Below are 18546 nucleotides of genomic sequence, written 5' to 3'. Positions count from 1 at the left end.
AAATGGCCTTCGAAGTAAAGAACTTTCAATATTTGTCACCTCATTCATCAGCCAAATTAATTATGCGTTTTAAATCTGACACACAGTGGTTCGGGAAAATGTCAGAGAAGTTCACAGAAAACCTTTCAGAAATGTGAGTTTTTTTTGTTTATCCCCTCTGGAATTAAGAACAGAAGCGCCGGCCTGGGTTCGATTTGTAAAAAGCTCATGACCGGGTTCGGGAATGCGGGAATGAACCAATCCCAGCGAGATTACACCAAAGAATATCAAAATTTATAAACGCCTGCAATTGCAAGATTAGCAGGGGTTTTGCTTTTAGGGAATTGCCAAATCTAAAACCGAAGGCTTTTGTTTATGAAAACAGGGTTTATTTTTACAGTTTAAACTTCAACGAGCATTTTACCCTCATTCTTTCCTGAGAAAAGGCCGATGAAAGCTTCAGGCAATTTGTCAAATCCTTTAATTATGGTTTCCCTGTAATGAAGCTTACCTTCGTTTATCCACTGTTCCAGTTGCTTTCTGCCTTCCGGAAAACGCTGTGTATAGTCGCCGATTAAAAATCCCTGCATCAATAATTTTTTATAAACAATCAGGGGTAGTAAGTTTAATCCACCTACGGCCTCCTTATTATTATAACTGTCAATGGAACCACATACCACCACCCTGCCGTAATCGTTCATGCAGCTAATCACTTCATCCGAAACAGCGCCACCCACGTTATCAAAATAGATGTCAACTCCTTCCGGGCACAGATCATCTAATGTCTGCCCAATGTTGGCATTTGTTTTATAGTTAATTGCGGCATCCATTCCTAAACCAGATACGATAAAATCTGTTTTCTCATCACTTCCTGCAATACCGATAACCTTGCAGCCAAAGAGCTTCCCTATCTGCCCCGCGATGCTACCTACTGCACCTGCAGCACCTGAAACCACTAATGTTTCCCCCGATTTGGGCTTACCTATTTCACTTAACGCAAAATAGGCCGACAGGCCTGTAGATCCTAGCACACTCAGGTAGGCGCTTAATGGAAGGCCCTGCTCGCTGATTATGCTAAAATCGTTGCCGTTGCATACCATCCGGTCCCGCCATTGCATATAGCCCATTACGATATCACCCGTTTTGAAATCTTTATGCTCCGAACTGATCACCCCGGCGATACCGCGCGAAATGATGACATCGCCAACATTAATCGCCGGCGGATGCCCTCCGGCCATAGCCACCCTAAGATATGGATCAACTGAAATAAAGATTGGTCTGAGTTCGATATCACCTTCTGTTAACGGGAGAAGTTCTTCTGTATCGAATTTAAAATCATCTGCTTGTGGTACTCCCTCCGGCATCTTAGCCAGCCTGATTAAATTACTTTTCATTACAATTGGTTTTGATTAAATACCATAATTTCCGGTAAGCGCTTTCTTTTCAATGCTTTTGGCAAAAAGAGGGGTTTCTTCATGATTATGTGCGTCAGATGCAACTTGCCGGTCATGGGCAGCTTGCTCAAGTGTAATATTGTGCGCTTTCATAAACGCAAAGAACTCAGGCGTTGCCGTGGCATGAATTTCATTGGTGTACTCACAGCGGTTATTATCCAGTTTGGTCACTTTCAGCTCCCAAAGTACCTGCACTTTACTCCTGCCATTTGTAGTTATCGAATCAGATACTGATAACATGCGGCAATAATCGGCCCGGTATTCGGTAGCCACATAGTGTTGAATGATAAGCGCGTTTCCAATGGTTTCCACATTGATAGACATAGGTTCGCCTTCAATCGTACGGGTAAAGCCAGCCGCAATGTGGGCGGTAGAACATTTTTGATATTCTGCATCCGGAAGGTTAAACAGCCAATCGGCGATATTTACCATTTCAATTGGTGCGTTAATAACTGCTTTTACAACAGAATGTGAAAGTGCGTTTTCGGAGGTTTGTTTAATTTCCATATTTTTTTTAGTTTGATAAGTCAAAGGTCAGGATAAATTCATTATCGTCTAAACACTTATTTTCAATAAAGTTGATCGTTAAAACCGATTAACTCATTATATTTGAAAATGGAACTACGCCAACTCAAGTACTTTATTAAAGCCGCTGAATTACAAAACTTCACCGAGGCCTCCAACGGGCTGTTCATCACCCAAAGCACTTTATCGCAACAAATTAAACAACTCGAAGACGAACTTGGTATCCCATTATTTGACCGTATTGCAAAAAGGGTGCGCCTAACAGAAGCTGGAAAAACTTTCCTCCCCTTTGCCATAAAAACGGTAAAGGATGCCGAGGATGGAAAAAGTATGCTGAAGGATCTGATGAACCTTGATATTGGAACCCTAACCATCGGGGTTACTTATGGCCTTACAGACTTGTTAACCAAAGCGATACTCGACTTTTCCAGCAGCTACCCGAATATTCATTTACAAATAGGTTTTGGCACTACGCAGGATTTATTAAGCAAACTTGAACAGGGCCGCCTCGACCTGATGTTATCTTTTTCACAGGAGGAAAAAGCCGGGAGCTATAATACAGAATCACTGTTTTCTTCATGCCTGGCACTTATTGTGCATCAAAGTCATCCGGTAGGATTACGAAAACAAATCAACATCAAACAGCTGGAAAGCCTGCCATTGCTTTTGCCCTCCAGTGGTTATAGCATCCGCAATTATCTTGATGGGCTATTGGATAAACACGATTTGTCCCTCGATATCAAAATGGAAGTAAATGATATCAATGCACTTTTACAGTTGGTGAACAGTGGCCGCTGGGCAACGATCCTAATGGGGTCATCCATATTTAATTACCCTTCTTTAAAAGCCATTAAAATAACCGGTGAAGGAATGAACCGGCTTGCTACTGTAACCTGGCCGACGGGTTCTTATCGAAAAAAAGCGGCACGCTTATTAATGGAAATTTTAAAAGATCATGCGACGGATTATCATGTCAACAATTAATAAAAAGCTAAATCAACAAATGCCATGGATAGACTTTCATTATAAAAACAGCTTAATCTAAGAAAGAACATTACAGGTTTGATAGAGTAATTAGTTATGCTGACTCCTCTGTTAACCTCATTAGCCTAATTCTTTTTACCCGAAATATCCCGACATAAAACATTTAATTTCGTGTAGACATAAACATTCATAATTAAGTTAATAAGTGTATTTAAAAAAATACATAAAATAATAAAATCAGGATACGTTTTTTTGTGATTATATATTTACGAGATTATATTTCAAATGTTTTAGAATCCGTAACCTTTCTTTTGGACATTTTAGCCAGCCTCACAGTGGATTCTACCCATTATATATTGATAACGAGAAACATATTTAACCAAAAGGGATTGATTTTTGATTACTAATTATTAATAACCTAAAATATTTTTAATTTAAAGACGTAATAGATGTGATATAAATTAAAATAACATTTATTTACATTAAGCATCGTATTGGATCTACCTTAAGCATATTTAAAGGCTAAATGATCTTGATCCAAGTATAAAATATAGCTTTATATGCATACATGTTAATCTAATTAATAATTAAACGCTCATGGAAAACAAACTCATTACCGAAATTAATATTGGAGATAAGGCGATTAATCATTTCGCTTCATTTAGTTTACAGCAGGAATTTAACAGTCACCACTATTTCCAATTGCGCTTTAACCACGATCAGATGGGGGCGCCAGGCTTAATCAGCCTTGATGATAGCCGTGATTTTGTAGGTAAAACCTTAACCGCATCCTTTGGATATTCACAGGAACAGCTTCAAAATTTTTCAGGTTTAGTTACCCGGGTAGAACTGGCTCAAAGCCATGGCTATCACGGTGTGTTAATTGTAAGTGGTTACAGTCCGACGATTTTAATAGACCGCGGCGAAGATCTGGGTTCCTACCTGGATAAAGATTTAAACGACATCGTAAAACTGGCTACCAGTGATACCCCCGCCAACGATTTAAAAATTGTAGCCAATGCCAGCCGTAAAACCAGCATTGATTACCTCATTCAGTACAAGGAAAGCGACTGGGAATTTCTGAACCGCTTATCAGGAGAATACCACGAATGGCTGTATTATGATGGGCAACAACTCAATTTCGGCAAGCCCGATCAGCAAAAAGATATTGCCCTATTTTATGGCCGCGATGTACACAACCTGCAATATGCCATGGAGGTTTCGCCCATTAAGAATAAACGCTTTGCCTATAATCCCAAACAGAATAAAATACTGGAAAGCGAAAGTATTGGACAAACGGACGGCAACCCAGATTTGGCACATGCCATTCAGGCATCGAACATGATGTACAGTAAAACATTTAATCAGCCCGCTATGATCAGGGTTGATAACGATGGCGACATTAAAAGCCATGTAGAGAATGAGGAAAAGGCACACATCAGCGAGTTATTAAAGGTAAACGCCAGTGGCGATAATGCCGAACTGGGGATCGGTACACTGGCCGAAATTACCATGAGCATCAGGCAGGAAATTGCTTTTGCTACCCAAAGCCTGGGCCGGTTTTTAATTACCAGCATCACCCACAACCTGGATGGAACAGGAAAATACCACAACACTTTTGAAGGAGTAGTTTCCACTACCGAGCGGATCCTGGTGAAAAATTACGATAAGCCCAGCCCGGATATGCAACTGGCTGATGTAATTGATAATGATGACCCTCAGGGACAAGGCCGGATTAAAGTGCAATTTAAATGGAAATGTTTAACCAATGATGTTACTGAATGGCTACGGGTAATTACACCAGATGCAGGTAGCAGTGATAAAGTAAGTAAAAACAGGGGCTTTGTGTTCATTCCGGAAAAAGGAGATCAGGTAGCCGTTACTTTTGAAGAAGGCAATATTGCAAGACCTATCGTTTTAGGGTCAGTTTTTCATGGAGAAAGTGGCAGCGGTGGTAGTGCAAGCAATAATAGTAAAAGCTTAACCTCAAAAAGCGGACACACCGTTCAACTGGATGATGGAGGAGGCATGACCATAAAAGACAAGGATGATAACTTGATTGTGCTGGATGGAGAAGGAAATATCAGCATGCATAGTAAAGTTAGCATCACCATTAGTTGCGGTGAAGGTGAAAGTGCCGCAAGCGCAATTAGCCTTGATAAAGATGGAAATATTTCGATGAAAGCTAAAAATATAACCGCTCTGGGTTCTGAATTGATATCCATGGGTTCGGGCGCAACAAAAGGAGATAGTTTTAATGGATCTGGCTTTTCATTAGATCCAAAAAATGTGAGCATAGGTGCCAAAGATAAGCTGAGCCTATCAGGTGAAAAAAGCGTGGAAGCTGGTTCAGAAGGTGGAACAATTAAGTTAAAATCAACGGGCGATACGATAATTGCCGGGAAAAACGTAAACATCAACTAGGCTATAAATGGAGCGTAACGCAATTATGCAAAGGGTAATGATGCTTTCCGAGATGTGGACAGAAGCATTACAAAAATATCCAAATGTAACTACATTTGCCTGGGTTGGTTCTTCTTCTGTAGAATTCAAGACAATCAAAGGATTTGTAATATTCCAAACATCCTATGAGAAAACATTACAAGACACGATCTTATGTTTGGCGCAGCCTTTCGAACCTGAAATTCAATCTTATGGCGCCAGAATAATTGGCGATTTGCAACAGTATTTTAATGAATGGAATAAAGATCCAACACTTACCGAAATAACAGGCTTAATAGAATGGCAGCCAACCGCCTGGACAGAAAACGTTAACGAAAGTGAATGGTTTGTTGAAAATATGAATTTATTGGCTTTAGCACTAAAAATTTCAGCGGATGACGAAAAACTTGTGCTGGCTTTGTTTCCAAGTACATTAAATGATGTAAAAGCCTTTAGCAATTGGATTGAATTGTTGATGCAAGAGAAAATCGACCCCCGTATTCGTATCATGTTATACGAGTCCCGTGATTCGATGTATTTCGAAAGTTTATCTAAAAAACAGTCTAACCAGTTTAAATACCTGTATCCCGACCTGGATATTGCCGGAGCAATGGATCAGATTTTGGAAGATACAAAAGCTGCGAAAACTTCACCGGAAGAAAGGGAAATGGTCAGTTTTCAGCAGTCATTAATTAAAATGAATGAAGCCATTGGATACAGAGATGAAGAACAGGTACATTATTATAGCGATACCTGTCTAAAAATAGCGCAGAAATATGGCTGGGCAGCTCAACAGGCATTGGTTCATTTTTTTGAGCACACATTCTATGCATCAGTAAATAAACCTGAAGAAGCGCACCATGCCATTGATAAAGCAATAGCAATTGTACAATCCGAAAAAAATAATATCAAAGATCAAACACCATATCAATACTATATCGCCAAAGGAAATTTGTATTTCATGAGCAGTAAGTTTGAAGAAGCTGCGTCTGTTTATAATAACTGTTTAACATTAAATAGTAATGAAACCAATACCTTATTACTTGCCGGTATTTATCAGATGCTGGGTAATAGCTTAAGAAAAAGCGCCGGTAAAGAAGAAGCCAGAAATTGCTTTATAACCGGTTGGGAGTTACTGGCCCAGGATCAGCAAATGGAATTAAAAGATAATGCTATGGCTATGTTTTACGCAAAGGATATGCTGAGTATAGCAGATCAGGCGATGTTAAACAAATACCATCCCGTAATGGATGAACTATGGGGACAAAACTGGAGAAATAATTTAGATCATCAATATAAAGAACTTACCAAAGCTAAATAACATGAATACTAATAATGCCATATGGCTTGGTGCCATTTTTATCATCATATCCATCATTTATACCGGCTGCAGTTATTTTAAAAAGGATAATGAAACCGACATCAAATATAAAAACTATGTGGAAGCAAGGGCGGTGATAGATGAAAAAATGCCGGTTCGTATCACCAGATATGGCGCCAAACAAGCCAGGTATAACATTACGATTATAGCTGCTAATGGGGAAAAAATCAGCCGCTTTAACTGTGAGTTGGGTGGCGAGTATAATGAGAAGGATACAATAACGGTATATTATGATCCAACCAATGCTGATAGTGAGGTTAAGACTAGCCGACCATAATTTATAATCTTATATCCTATGGCATTTAAAATAGAAAATAATCCAATAGTGCTGCCAGCCTCTGTTGATCCACAACCGGCGGCAAAACATTTCGATATCGTTCTGGGGCTTGATTTCCATGTACTAAAGGTGCCCTGGCCGATTACGCCCTGCCCTATTACGCCCTTTGCGGCATTAATTTTTGATCCGATGGATTATATCCATTTTACGCTTCCGGCAATGCCGGTGTACGCTGAAGGTTCATTTACAATTGCTAAGGATGTGCCAATGGGCGGCACGGTGTTAATTAACGGATGTTATAGAGGTGCTGCGCAGGGAGCGCTCTGGGGTATGCCTTCTGTACCGCCTATCATGGGCAAACTTAAAGGTTTGGGTAAAGCGGTTAAAGCCTTAAATTTGCTGCATTCGGTAATCCCCCACCCTTTATTCCTGCTGCCAAAATTTTTCCACCCCCATGAGGGGCAACTCTCTCACGGCAGTAAAACCGTGATTACCCAGGGCATGTATCAAAGCACTTTTTTATGCCGGGCATATTCCTGTCAGGATATAGGGAAAATTTTGTACAACAATCCCACCGGAGGTTTTTATTTAAATTTTTTAACTGCCGTTATGGTCGTTCTTCCGCTAGGGAGGCCTGTTATTATTGGCGGTCCAAAAGAAGAGCAACCGCTTACATTTGCAGATTTAGTGAATAGCTTAATGTTTATGGGCCTTATGCATGGACTTAAGTTTGCCATAAAAATGCTGGGTAAACTGCTCACCAAGCTAATGGCAAAAATTGAAGCTAAGTTTCCGGGCTTTAGCAAGTTTAGAAATGCGGTACAACCTTTTGTTTGTAAATATTTAGGCGAACCGGTAGATGCAGCCAGTGGCCACATGGCCAGTTATTTAGAAGGTTTTACCTTGCCCGGGCCAATACCTTTGGTATGGGAGGCAAATTATTACAGCGATAGCCAGTACAACGGCCCTTTGGGCAAGAACATTTACCACAGTTACGACATTACCCTGCTGATCAATGAAGCAGATAAAATGGTTGTAATGAACGATACTGCAGGCCGGCCAGTTGTGTTTCCCGTTTTACAACCAGGTACCAGCTTTTACAACCCCATAGAAAAATTTGAGCTTCACCGAGATGAGCAGGGCGAATATTTTATTGGTAGTAAAGATGGTTTGTTTTATTATTTTAATGCACCGCTGGCCAATGCGAACAACCATGGTCTTTTACGCAGCATTGCCAATAGAAATGGCTTTGCCATCAGGTTTAGTTATAACGAACAAGGACATTTAATTCAAATTAAAGATAGTGCAGATCGAATAATTACGGTCGAAAGTAACGAAGAAGGATTAATTACCGCACTTGTTCTGCCAAATCCAGGTATTGCCAATAGCAGTCTTACCTTTCAGGCGGTGAGGTACACTTATACCAGCGAAGGCAATTTAAATGGCCTCTACAATGCTGAAGGCTTTAGAAATCGTTTTGCCTGGAAAGACAGGTACATTACAGCCCGCAGTTTTAATGATGGCACCATATTTACGTTCGAATATGACGATAAAGGAAGGTGTACGGCAGCCCTTGGGCCAAACGGTTTATTTAGCTATACCTTTGTATATCAAAATGGGCTAACCCTGGCCACCAACAGTTTGGGGCACACCAAAAACTATCATCATAAAAATGGCATCGTTACTAAAATTGTGAACAGCAATGGCGGCGAGCAATTATTTACTTATGATGATTGCAGTAATTTAATAGCCACCAGCAACGAACTGGGCATAGCCACCACCTACCAATACGATGATTACGGAAACCTGACCGAAATTAATTTACCGGGGCAGGGAGCTGTAATCATTAAATACAATAAGCTTAACAAACCAACCGAAACCACCTTGCCCAACGGAGGGCTGTGGCAGTATGAATATGATGATGCCGGTAATTTAATCAGCAAAACGAACCCTGCAGGAGGCACAACAGGTTACACCTATAACCACGATGGTTTAATCAATACCATTAGTAATGTGATGGGGCAGGTTACGCAGTTGTACTACGATACCGACTATAACCTGCGTGGTGTAGAATTGCCCAACCAGACACAAATAAGCTACTATTACGATGCCTTAGGCAGGTGCATAGAAATTAAAGATGCGCTTAACAATTTCCAGTATAGAAAATACAACCTATCGGGTAAGTTAACGGAACTAAAAGATACCGATGGCAACCTGCACCGGTTGGTTTACGATAGCATGGGCAATGTTATTGAAGCAAACAACAGGCATAGCCAGGTAAAACTGGCCTACAACTTTTTTGGCGATGTCATTAACCGTACCCAGGGCAACACCAACATTGCTTTTTTATACGATAAAGAAGGACAGCTTACCCAGGTGATTAACGAAAACAATGAAAGCTACCGTTTCGAATTGGATAGTGAAGGCAATGTGCTTACCGAAATAGGTTTTGATGGCCTTACCCGCCAATACCTGCGTAACGAAGCCGGGCAAGTAGTACAAATCACCTTACCCAACGGACAGCAGCAAGGTTACGAATATACCCCTGCAGGCCAGCTAAGCACGGTTTACTACCATGCCGATAACAGCATGGAGCAGTATGACTATGATGCCATGGGCAACCTGATTACGGCTACCAATAACCTGGCAAAGGTACAGTTACAGCGTGATGTAATGGGCAATATTATACAGGAAAGCAGCAACCAGCATAGTTTAAACAATACCTTTAATTTATTGGGGCAACGTACGCATTTAAAGAGCAGCCTGGGTGCCGACCTTAACTTAAAGTACAACGCCCAAATGAACTGGGTGGAGCAAATTAATGCCAATGGCTGGCAGGCCGATATCAAATATAACCATGCCGGGCAGGAGGTACAACGCAACACCACAGGTAAAGTAGAACAGCACAACAGTTATGATGATGCCGGGAGGCTTAGCCAGCAAACCATACAGCAGGGAAATAAAAGACTGCAGCGCCAGTACAGTTGGAACGGAGATCGGTTAACGGCCATTAGCGATAGCAGTACAGGGAGCAAAACCTTTAAGCACGATGTACATGGCAACCTGGCCGAGGTAATTTATGGCGATGGCACGGTAGAATTTAGAATGCCCGATGCCGTAGGCAACCTGTACCAAACGCCAGAACAAAAAGACCGCAGATACGATAAGGGTGGGCGTTTGTTAAAAAGCAGAACTGCCGCCTACAGCTACGATGCGCTGGGTAATTTAATTAAAAAAGAAGAAAGGAATGGCCAGGTGTGGCATTACAGCTGGAATGCCGCAGGCATGCTGGTTAAAGTTACCCGGCCCGATGGCCACGAGGTAACTTTTGGTTATGATGCCTTGGGAAGAAGAATTTTTAAGAAATTTAAACAAACCATTACTAATTTTGTATGGGATGGAAATGTACCTTTACATGAGTTTAAAACCTTTGATGTTGAAAAGGAGATTGACGACAACCAATTAACTACCTGGATTTTTGAAGAAGAAAGTTTTGTACCGGTTGCTAAAATAAAACGAGATAAAAAGTACAGTATAATTGCCGACCACTTAGGAACGCCAACAGCGCTTTATGATGATGAAGGCTTAAGCACCTGGCGTATTGAGTTGGATAGTTACGGAAAAGCAAAGTTAAATACCGGTAGTTCTTTAACAGAGTGCCCGTTTAGGTATCAAGGGCAATATGAAGATGTAGAAACGGGGCTGTATTATAACCGTTTTAGATACTATGCACCTGAGGAAGGAGTTTATATTAACCAAGACCCTATTGGGTTAAATGGTGGAATAACTTTGTATGGATATGTTAGAGATGTAAATAGTTGGATAGACCCATTTGGACTAACTGGTATTGTTTATTTAAGAACCGACCCTTACACTGGTAAACAATACGTTGGTAAATCCAAAAGCATAGAAGCATTTAATCGCCGACAATCAGCTCACAATAGTGCACTGAACAAAGCTAATCCTAACGGAGGTCAAAAATATGATTTTGAAACCCTTCAAGATAATATTGCAGGTAAGAAAAACTTGTCTCTTGCCGAAGAAAACTGGATTAGAGATAATGGCGGCATTGCCAAAGACGGAGGACCGTTAGAAAATAAAATTCACGCAATGGCTGATGAAAAGTATAAAGACGCAGGAGGAACAAAAAATAAAGTAAAAACAGGTTGTCATTAAAAACGTTACTATGGCTAAAACAAAAATAGTATTAGAGGAGGGAATGTTATTCTCAATAAAATTAAATGAAAATGCTTGGACTTTGGGACAGCTTTGCAACTTATTTAAGATAGAGGGAAAACGTTACGAACAATATACACTTGCATTCTTTAATTATCTTTTTCCTATAGAAGAAAAACTAAAGAGCGAGATAGAAACTTTGGATTTAAGTAAGCCGATAATAATTCTTACTATAAACGGCAATCCTATAAAAAATTATGGGCTTAATATAATTGGGAAAAGGGAAATCAATTACCAGAATGTTCCAAATTATAAAAATGAAATATCCCAGTCATTAGGGTTATATAGAAATAAATCCCAAGATTTTGACCACATTTTAAAAACATTTTTTGGGCTTCATCCTTGGGACGGATTTTATAAAGATAATTATGTAGATGAAGTTCTAACAGAAGGAACAGTTAAAAGAAAAGATGTAAAATATCTGAAAGATTTTAGTGTTGAGGAATTAAAACAAATATTACCTGCCAATAGCATTAAATTAAAACAGATATTGGAAAATCAATAAACTTTAACCGCTTCAATCGAAGCGGTTTTTTTTGTAGTGAAAAAGAAAAAAAGGTGTGGCAAATCCACGCATTAAATTTGATAATTACTTTACAAAAACTTACTTTTTGTTCTCAAAAACAAGAAAAATGAAAAAGTTATCCATACTTTGAATTTTTCAGAGCATCTTGTTTTTTGTCTAGCATCTCTTTCTCATTTTTCACCAAATATGATTGATTTTCAACGTTTTAAGAACAGTAAAAAAGCTCAAAAAGCAAGAAGAAAAACCCGCCAAATGACTCTAAAAATACATTTTGGCTAATTGATGAGAATGGAAACTTACGGCAGGATCGGAATGGAAATGGTAGCTGCTCTAAAATCTAATAGAATGAATTTTATTGAAAATTTCGAAGTGTTCGGCTTTACTTGCTTTCGTGCCACAATAAATGAAATAGAGGAAGTACTAAAAGATAAATTTGATGCAAATGTTAAATACGAGATGAAGAAGAAATCATTTCTCTTTGATCTTTATCTAAAGAGACCACCGAAGGGTGGGGCTCATTTAATTAAAGCATATTTTTTTGTACCTGGTTCTAATTCGTCAATGGTGGTAATGGTTACCAATTATAATGATGAATGGCAGACCTTAGCGAATTATATTGCTAATGAGTTAAAATTAGATGCGTTCAGTTTTCATATGACATCAGATTTGAACATAAGCGATGCAAGGAACTCATTTACACATTGGGCAAATGGAAACAAAGCAAGAGTTGTTTATGCAATGAAGGATCCGAAATGGATATTTTATGAAGAGGGAGATCCTTTGTGGCTGGAAAATATAGAATTTTATAAAAGAAAAATAATAAAAGATCGATTAAATCACAACATCCTTATCTCTTATTGTGAGAAATTAAACCTAAATATAACTGAAAAAAGCTTTTGGAAAAATAATGATGCAATACTACTTGAGAAGATTTCATAAAGCGTTTTTTGATACTAAAAGCTGCCATTATCCATTTTATTTTTGGATGGAAAATTACCTTTACACGAGTTCAAAACCTTTGATGTTGGAAAGGAAATAGCCGACAACCAATTAACTACCTGGATTTTTGAAGAAGAAAGTTTTGTACCGGTTGCTAAAATAAAACGAGATAAAAAGTACAGTATAGTTGCCGACCACTTAGGAATGCCAACAGCGCTTTATGATGACGAAGGCTTAAGCACCTGGCGTGTGGAGTTAGATGCTTATGGCAAAGCAAGGTTAAACACTGGTAGTTCTTTAACAGAATGCCCATTAAGGTACCAGGGACAATATGAAGATGCAGAAACGGGGCTATATTATAACCGTTTTAGGTATTATGCACCTGAGGAAGGAATGTATATAAGTCAGGATCCGATTGGGTTGTTGGCGGTACGGCGGTTTACGGATATGTGAATGATCCAACTTCTAGTACAGATCCTTTTGGATTTAGCAAGAAGAGGAAATTGCGCTACCCGCCTGCACATGGATCAAGTAAGAGATCAATTTTTAGCCGATAATCCAACTGCAACTCACTTAGCTGGAGGAAGAGACAAATTCACCGGTAGCAATATGCCAGAAACATATCTCTCACCAAATACCCAACTCGCTAGCAGTAAGGTAGGCGGATCATATACAGACATGACATTCGATGTTAATGGTGAAACTGTATATGTTCAGACAGTTGATAAAGGAAATATGCATGGCATGTCACAGCGTGAGTGGGATAACGCAAATAGAATACTTAGGCAAGAGCCAGATGCAACAGTTATTACGGTTGGAAAAGGAACTCAAATCAATCCTGGGGATTGGGATGTTGGAAATATGAACTCAGGAAGTATATATAGATTTTAGAAATGAAAATAGATAATAACATTGTAAAACAGCTTGGTTTTTTTATGACCGAATCTGACTCAAATAGTTTTTCTGAACTAATAAAGAAACATTTGAATGACATATTATTCATTGATACTGAACGAAGTAGCGAAAAGACTGTAAAATTAGTTCCCTCATTAAGTTATATTAAAGTTGCTGGCGTTATTCTAAACACTTCTATTTTTTCGCTTGAAGAGTATGTAAGGTTGGTAGATGCGCAAGAAACAGCCCCTTATAGTTTTCCGATGATTGGTAAAGGAATAATCCAATATTTACCTTCTTTACCTGCAACCTATGATTCTAATTGTTTAAAAAATGGTCGTTTAGGAGCTTCTTATTTAACTGAAGATATTAAGACTGCAGATTTTTTTAGAAAAGTTTTAAAGCTAATTGGTGAGGGGAGCAAAAAAGTTTACCTAGTTTCACGGAATAGGGAAATTTTGTCTGACATACCTGAAAAACATTTTGTCGCTTTGCATTATGCTTCTAAAGAATATGACGGTAGTAATGAAAAATATCTTACTCAATCTAAGAGTCGATATTTAGTAGCGAAATGATTAATTGGGATTTAAATTTCCCTTAATTTTTGTTGGGAAATATCTAAAATAAAAGGCCAAATATGGTAGGAGTATACACTAACCAAATTAGCAGAAGATATGAATAAAGGTATTTTATTTTTTTTATGAATTATATTGATGTAAATAGATGGACATTTCCAAAGTTCAAACAAAGTTATAAGAATAAAATAAATGGAAAATCAAATAATAATCAGTCTCCCAAATTTAATTAATTCGCAGATACGGCAAAAGGATAAGGATGAAACCTTAGCATTGTGTAAGTCTTTATTGATATTTTCATATCAAAATGAACTCCTTAAAAAAAATATATACGATAAGGGTATCTTCATAGATGATATTGAAATATTTGAAAATGATTTAACAGATAAAGGAAAATTAACCTTTGAGAAATTAGTTGATAAGTGGTTGGCATATACTGATAGAACTCAAAAATATGACAATGTATCTATGTTAGAAAAATGGTTAAATCAACTTAATAATCAAAAATAAATATTAAATCTTTTTATAAATGATGCGATAACCTGGGTATTTAACCAACGTAATTTTGCACCAGCGGCCAAAATATAAGGCAATAAAAAATACAGTATTATTGCAGATCATTTGGGCACACCCATATAAGGTTATGATGATGAAGGTTCGTTAATCTGGCAAAGGGAAATAGATAGCTATTGCAATGTTAAAATGCAAGTTGGCGAAGCAGGTTTTTGCAACTATCTCTATCAGGGACAAACTTTGGATACCGAAACTGGTTTAGCTTATAATCGTTTTAGGTATTACGCGCCGGAAGAGGGGACGTATATTAGTCAGGATCCGATTGGGTTAGCTGGTAATAACCCGACAGTTTATGGGTATGTTAAGGATACCAGTATTTGGATAGATGTTTTTGGATTAGTGCCGAACGTGGATAAAGCTAATCAAGATGTTTATGGATTATACAGACAAGGGGAGAAAGATCCATATTACATTGGAATTAGCCAAGATGCCGACGTTAGACTTGATCAGCATGAAAGAAATGGAAGATTTGATCCTGAAACAGATGAAATGCGTTTGTTCCATGAAGATTTGCCTTATGCACAAGCCAGAGCTTACGAGCAATTGTATATCGAAAAATATGATACAATAAAAAAGACAAATCCTAAATCGAACCAGCAGAATTCATTTGTAAAGGAAAGAAGTGATCCAAATGGCAAAGAATATAAGGAAGAATACGATAAAATAAAATCAGGATGTCAAAAGTAAAAAAAAAATATGTAGAGGGTGGTGAAGTTTTTTGTATACCGTTATTTTGGATAGGTGAAAATTATGATCCAACTAATCCACTAATATTAAGCAAGCAAGATGATAACAAAGCTTTTGCTTTTGGACGGGCTATAGAAGATAGAGGCGGTGCAGGTATTTTAGTAGAAATCTTCGATCTTTTAGGCCCCATTAAAACGAAATGTGATGAAATTGTTAATTCGAATCGTTTGTTCGATCCCATATTAATGTTTTGGCAGGGAGTGAGGAAAAAAAGATGGAAAGTTGTTTGTAAAACAGCAAATTATAATAAATATGTTGATTCTGGTTATTCGGATATTAAAATGGTAATGGAAGAAGGGGATGGATTTTATCTCAAAACATTTGATACAGGGGAAAAAAGTATTTTGTCTGCAAGCGACGCGAGTAGTTATGAATCAGCTAAAATCTGGCATCCGATCCATTTAGAAAAAAGAATTGCTGAGAGAATTTTATAGGGAACAATTATTAAAATCTTGAAAAGATTAATACTACCCATGCTTCTTACCTGCGAAATACAGGGACAAGATAAAGCAAATGGCAGTGAACTTTTAAAGAGTTGGAACAAATATGGACACTAATAGTTTTAAGGAATTAATCAAGCCCTTTTTCTGGGTAGAACACGAAAATAATGTTTCTGTATGCCTCAATGTTGGCGAATATAAATCAGAAATTTTCCAATTAAGAGAAGACGAAGGCTTTGAGGGAAACGGCTATGATTGGGGTTCTTTAGCAAAAATATTTTTAGAAGAACAAAAGCCCGAATTAATGGAGGTAGTTAAGTTTGACCCCGAAGCAGGAATGTTTTGTGCTTATTCCTCAAATACAGATGCTTTAAAAACATTTATAATTGCGTTTAAAGAAACCTGCGAAAATGAAACTTTAATACGAGATTTGTTTTCAAGAGCAGAATTAGATTAAAAAAATTCAATATTATAATTATACAAAAAAACCGCTTCGATTGAAGCAGTTTTTTTGTAGTGAAAAAGAAAAAAAGGTGTGGCAAAGCCAAGCATTAATTATAATTGCTTTGCAAAACTCTTTTTTTCCAACAACCAGAAAAATGAAATAGTTATTCATAATTTTTATTTTTTTTTCATAACTGCTTGATTTTTTTCGCCTTGCACTCTTTTAGCTTTTTATCATTTTTACCCAATCCACTTGATCTTCAACTGTTTTATAACAATGTAAGATTCCACACCAATTGGTACGATATATAAATTTTAATGTAAAAACGATGCAGACAAAAAAAGAAGCAATAGTTTATTTAATGGAAGAAGTTGAAAAACTAATTCCTGTCAAAACATTAGATAAACAGAAAAAATTAGGAACTATAGTTTTCGATATAAAAAATGATTGTAAAGTTAGCTTTTCTTTTGATACTGTTTTGGCTGGTTCAAAAGGTAAAAATAGTTTTGTAATCTCATTTCACATGGCTATTTTCAATCCAACGTTAGATAAAGTAATTACTGCACCTTTTGGAAAAGAAAATATACATGATATTAATTATGGCTTGGTTTTATCTTTAAGCTATTTAAATTCTTTGCCAAAAGAATGGGCTGTTTATTCTAGATATATGTTTGATAATTCAAAGGACTATTTAGATGTTGCAGGTGTAATATTAGAGGATATTAAGAAATATTTTATCCAATATATACAACCACTGGCAGGTGATTATAATCAACTTTTGGATATGTACAAAGACCCAACTTTAATTAAAAATATAGGAAATTGGCGGCAATTTATTACAGGAGTTGCTGCTGCAATTCTAACAGATAGGGAGTCTGAAATTGAAGATACAATTGTTCCTTTGGCAAAAGCTAATGATAAAAAAATTGAGTTCTTAGAATTTAAAAAGTCAAAAAATTACGAAATAGAACTTATAAAACCAATAAAAGACTACATATATAAAAATCGCATAAAATAGGTTCTAATGAAATGATATGTTTCCTTTAAAGTATAGGGTAATGACCACAATGCAAGAAATCCATTGTGGCTAATTGATGAGAATGGAAACTTACGGCAGGATCGGAATGGAAATGGTAGCTGCTCTAAAATCTAATAGATGAATTTTATTGAAAATTTCGAAGTGTTCGGCTTTACTTGCTTTCGTGCCACAATAAATGAAATAGAGGAAGTGCTAAAAGATAAATTTGATGCAAATGTTAAATACGAGATGAAGAAGAAATCATTTCTCTTTGATCTTTATCTAAAGAGACCACCGAAGGGTGGGGCTCATTTAATTAAAGCATATTTTTTTGTACCTGGTTCTAATTCGTCAATGGTGGTAATGGTTACCAATTATAATGATGAATGGCAAACCTTAGCGAATTATATTGCTAATGAGTTAAAATTAGATGCGTTCAGTTTTCATATGACATCAGATTTGAACATAAGCGATGCAAGGAACTCATTTACACATTGGGCAAATGGAAACAAAGCAAGAGTTGTTTATGCAATGAAGGATCCAAAATGGATATTTCATGAAGAGGGAGATCCTTTGTGGCTGGAAAATATAGAATTTTATAAAAGAAAAATAATAAAAGATCGATTAAATCACAATATCCTTATCTCTTATTGTGAGAAATTAAACCTAAATATAACTGAAAAAAGCTTTTGGAAAAATAATGATGCAATACTACTTGAGAAGATTGCATAAAGCGTTTTTTGATACTAAAAGCTGCCATTATCCATTTTATGTTTGGATGGAAAATTACCTTTACACGAGTTCAAAACCTTTGATGTTGAAAAGGAAATAGCCGACAACCAATTAACTACCTGGATTTTTGAAGAAGAAAGTTTTGTACCGGTTGCTAAAATAAAACGAGATAAAAAGTATAGTATAGTTACCGACTACTTAGGCACACCAACAGTGCTTTATGATGATGAAGGCTTAAGCACATGGCCTATTGAGTTGGATAGTTATGGAAAAGCAATATAACAGTTTAAGTATTGGCAGCTGTTGTTTTTCAATTCCATTCCGTCTTCACTTTTTCACGGTGTAATAGTCCCCACTCTCTCAATGCCACAATTACAGC

Annotated in this window: 19 protein-coding genes; 17 read left to right on the top strand and 2 right to left on the bottom strand. The window is 37.3% G+C overall.

Annotated features, from left to right (window positions below; translation table 11 throughout):
- Positions 1-380: 380 nt before the first annotated feature.
- Both BCL90_RS25220 and BCL90_RS25215 read right to left on the bottom strand, forming a co-directional pair.
- Complete coding sequence (locus BCL90_RS25220) at positions 381-1373, bottom strand: NADP-dependent oxidoreductase (RefSeq protein ID WP_121288080.1); 993 nt, start codon at positions 1371-1373, stop codon at positions 381-383.
- Between the two features lie 15 nt (positions 1374-1388).
- Positions 1389-1940, bottom strand: coding sequence for a hypothetical protein (locus BCL90_RS25215; protein WP_121288079.1), 552 nt, complete (start codon positions 1938-1940; stop codon positions 1389-1391).
- A gap of 108 nt (positions 1941-2048) precedes the next feature.
- On the opposite strand from BCL90_RS25215, the gene BCL90_RS25210 reads away from it, so the two are divergent.
- The 17 genes from BCL90_RS25210 to BCL90_RS25130 all read left to right on the top strand — a co-directional run bounded on the left by BCL90_RS25210 (position 2049) and on the right by BCL90_RS25130 (position 18449).
- A complete protein-coding gene (locus BCL90_RS25210) occupies positions 2049-2942 on the top strand; it encodes a LysR substrate-binding domain-containing protein (RefSeq protein WP_121288078.1) in 894 nt (297 codons plus the stop codon).
- 597 nt (positions 2943-3539) lie between these two features.
- Positions 3540-5366, top strand: coding sequence for a type VI secretion system Vgr family protein (locus BCL90_RS25205; protein WP_121288077.1), 1827 nt, complete (start codon positions 3540-3542; stop codon positions 5364-5366).
- 7 nt (positions 5367-5373) lie between these two features.
- The gene (locus BCL90_RS25200) at positions 5374-6705 is read left to right on the top strand and encodes a hypothetical protein (protein WP_121288076.1); all 1332 of its coding nucleotides are present in this window, start codon (positions 5374-5376) and stop codon (positions 6703-6705) included.
- 1 nt (position 6706) lies between these two features.
- The gene (locus BCL90_RS25195; RefSeq protein WP_121288075.1) at positions 6707-7042 is read left to right on the top strand and encodes a hypothetical protein; all 336 of its coding nucleotides are present in this window, start codon (positions 6707-6709) and stop codon (positions 7040-7042) included.
- Positions 7043-7060: 18 nt separating this feature from the next.
- Positions 7061-11218, top strand: a complete 4158-nt coding sequence (locus BCL90_RS25190; protein ID WP_121288074.1) for an RHS repeat-associated core domain-containing protein — start codon at positions 7061-7063, stop codon at positions 11216-11218.
- A gap of 10 nt (positions 11219-11228) precedes the next feature.
- Positions 11229-11783, top strand: a complete 555-nt coding sequence (locus tag BCL90_RS25185) for a hypothetical protein (protein ID WP_121288073.1) — start codon at positions 11229-11231, stop codon at positions 11781-11783.
- A gap of 309 nt (positions 11784-12092) precedes the next feature.
- Positions 12093-12743, top strand: coding sequence for a hypothetical protein (locus tag BCL90_RS25180; RefSeq protein ID WP_121288072.1), 651 nt, complete (start codon positions 12093-12095; stop codon positions 12741-12743).
- 42 nt (positions 12744-12785) lie between these two features.
- Entirely contained in the window at positions 12786-13196 is a 411-nt protein-coding gene (locus BCL90_RS25175) for an RHS repeat domain-containing protein (protein ID WP_121288071.1), read from the top strand.
- Positions 13197-13265: 69 nt separating this feature from the next.
- Positions 13266-13634: a hypothetical protein gene (locus BCL90_RS25970; protein WP_208529874.1), complete on the top strand. Its 369-nt coding sequence runs from the start codon at positions 13266-13268 to the stop codon at positions 13632-13634.
- A 2-nt stretch (positions 13635-13636) separates the two neighbouring features.
- Positions 13637-14212: a hypothetical protein gene (locus tag BCL90_RS25165; RefSeq protein WP_121288070.1), complete on the top strand. Its 576-nt coding sequence runs from the start codon at positions 13637-13639 to the stop codon at positions 14210-14212.
- Positions 14213-14404: 192 nt separating this feature from the next.
- Entirely contained in the window at positions 14405-14722 is a 318-nt protein-coding gene (locus tag BCL90_RS25160; RefSeq protein ID WP_121288069.1) for a hypothetical protein, read from the top strand.
- 192 nt (positions 14723-14914) lie between these two features.
- Entirely contained in the window at positions 14915-15472 is a 558-nt protein-coding gene (locus tag BCL90_RS25155) for an RHS repeat-associated core domain-containing protein (RefSeq protein ID WP_166792204.1), read from the top strand.
- The gene (locus BCL90_RS25150) at positions 15460-15966 is read left to right on the top strand and encodes an Imm26 family immunity protein (protein ID WP_121288068.1); all 507 of its coding nucleotides are present in this window, start codon (positions 15460-15462) and stop codon (positions 15964-15966) included. The genes BCL90_RS25155 and BCL90_RS25150 overlap by 13 nt, the downstream gene beginning before the upstream one ends.
- A gap of 112 nt (positions 15967-16078) precedes the next feature.
- Positions 16079-16429, top strand: a complete 351-nt coding sequence (locus tag BCL90_RS25145; RefSeq protein ID WP_121288067.1) for an immunity 51 family protein — start codon at positions 16079-16081, stop codon at positions 16427-16429.
- 316 nt (positions 16430-16745) lie between these two features.
- Entirely contained in the window at positions 16746-17435 is a 690-nt protein-coding gene (locus tag BCL90_RS25140) for a hypothetical protein (protein WP_121288066.1), read from the top strand.
- A gap of 138 nt (positions 17436-17573) precedes the next feature.
- Positions 17574-18167 carry a hypothetical protein gene (locus tag BCL90_RS25135; RefSeq protein ID WP_121288065.1) on the top strand — a complete coding sequence of 198 codons (594 nt, stop codon included), beginning with the start codon at positions 17574-17576 and terminating at the stop codon, positions 18165-18167.
- Between the two features lie 42 nt (positions 18168-18209).
- On the top strand, positions 18210-18449 hold the full coding sequence (locus BCL90_RS25130; protein WP_121288064.1) for a hypothetical protein: 240 nt from the start codon (positions 18210-18212) through the stop codon (positions 18447-18449).
- The last annotated feature ends 97 nt before the right edge of the window (positions 18450-18546 follow it).

The organism is Pedobacter alluvionis, assembly GCF_003664035.1.
In the GTDB taxonomy this organism is placed as follows: Bacteria; Bacteroidota; Bacteroidia; order Sphingobacteriales; family Sphingobacteriaceae; genus Pedobacter; species Pedobacter alluvionis.
This window is presented reverse-complemented; position numbering and strand designations above follow the sequence as displayed.